Raw genomic sequence first — 1,448 nt, 5'->3', positions numbered from 1 at the left:
TGTCCGCCGATGTGTCCTCGGCGAACTGATCGGTGGGCAGCGTCAGCGGAAAGCTGGCCGGCAAGGGCGGGAGCGGAGCAATGGCGGCGTCCACGCAAGCAGATTGCAGCAACAAGATTGACGCGCTGCTCCAGGCAATCATCCGGCGACAAACCCCGCGCTCCACCCGCACCATCACACGCATGAAGCTCATGGCCGATCCTCGGCAAAAGCAATCGTGCGCGCGACACCATCGACACGACGCAACTCGATCGAGCGAGCACGCACGCTGCCGAGCCATTCGTCGCCGACCGCTTGACCCGGTGTATATCCGTCGATGCCCGCAGCGGTTTCCAGCAGCGCCATGGAACGGCTTCGGCTCCGAAGCGTGCCGACCAGAAGCATCGCGCCTGCATCGCCGGGGCCGGTGCCGTTTTTCACGCCGAAGGGGTCAATGGCGAATGCGTCCCGCCGCGACGGTTCTGGACGTGCAACAGCCGGCAGGTCCTCAAAGACCCGCAGCGTTGCGTCCAGGCCGAGCGAATTGCTGACCAATACGTCCCGTTTGATCTGCACGTCAGCGGGAACGACCAGACGCGGCAGCCCCTCGAGCGCTTCCATGAAACGCCGGATCTCACCAAACGAACCTTCCGCGCGAAACCGCAGCGGCCGCTCGCTCTCGAGGCCCTCGCCCTTTTGCACCGATGGTTCTATGGTCCCGATCCGCAATCCGCTTTGAGCGGCGAGCGCGGTGATCTCGTGAAGCGCGTCGGCGACGGTCCAGCGTGATTGGCGTGCGTCCTCGCCCGAGCGCGTGCGCATCGCCGGCAATTCGTTGGTCACTGTGCGGGCACGGTCAAGCCGATGCCTGGCGTCATCCAGCGCCGAGCGGCTTGCTTGCGTGCCGCCCATATCGGATGAGCGCCATAGCGTAGTGCCCAATGCAAACACCAGCGCGCCCACGACAACGCCCGTCACTGCAAGTCGAAAGTTGCTCCAGGCATCGAGTGGCTCGGAGAGGAGCGCAAGAAGGTTGGCATATGAAGGTTTCATCGCGTGCTGCTCCGGACGCCAGGTTTGGAAGCCGATGGTGAGAGCGCCCGCTTGCCAGCCTTCAACGATTTCGCGTTCTTGGCACTCCCAACGCCATCCGCCCATCGCACGAGCGCGATGAAGTCGTAAGCGCCGGACCTGTCCAACCGCACGTTTTTCACAGGCGAAACGACTCGCCGGCGCATTTCGACAACCTCGACAGCACCCACGCCCGGCACATCTTCAAGCGCCTTCAGCCACGCTGCAGCGGTGTGGGAATCCGGTGCACTCGCGGCAAGCTCCACTTCGCTCACTCGCTGCGTCACGCGCTGCAAACCAACCTTACCCTGCGATGCCCCTTGCGCCAGCGCGTCGAGCAAACCGAGAAATCGCGCACGCGGCTCGGCGATCGGCACGGCGGCACTTTCGGCGCGCTA

The 1,448-nt window shown here is 64.3% G+C and carries 3 protein-coding genes; all 3 read right to left on the bottom strand.

From position 1 onward, the window contains the following. Nucleotides 1-193 (bottom strand): hypothetical protein (locus ACRXB1_RS35970; protein ID WP_449494765.1); only part of this gene is annotated, 193 nt, incomplete at its 3' end. Then, the gene (gene pilO / locus ACRXB1_RS35965) at nucleotides 190-1,032 is read right to left on the bottom strand and encodes a type 4a pilus biogenesis protein PilO (protein ID WP_449494764.1); all 843 of its coding nucleotides are present in this window, start codon (nucleotides 1,030-1,032) and stop codon (nucleotides 190-192) included. The genes pilO and ACRXB1_RS35970, both read right to left, overlap by 4 nt. After that, on the bottom strand, nucleotides 1,029-1,427 hold the full coding sequence (locus ACRXB1_RS35960; protein ID WP_449494763.1) for a hypothetical protein: 399 nt from the start codon (nucleotides 1,425-1,427) through the stop codon (nucleotides 1,029-1,031). Before ACRXB1_RS35960 ends, pilO begins: the two co-directional genes overlap by 4 nt. Nucleotides 1,428-1,448: the final 21 nt, after the last annotated feature.

The organism is Caballeronia sp. M23-90, assembly GCF_053574605.1.
Note: the sequence above shows the minus strand (reverse complement) of the source record. Positions and strands in the feature narration are given on the sequence as shown.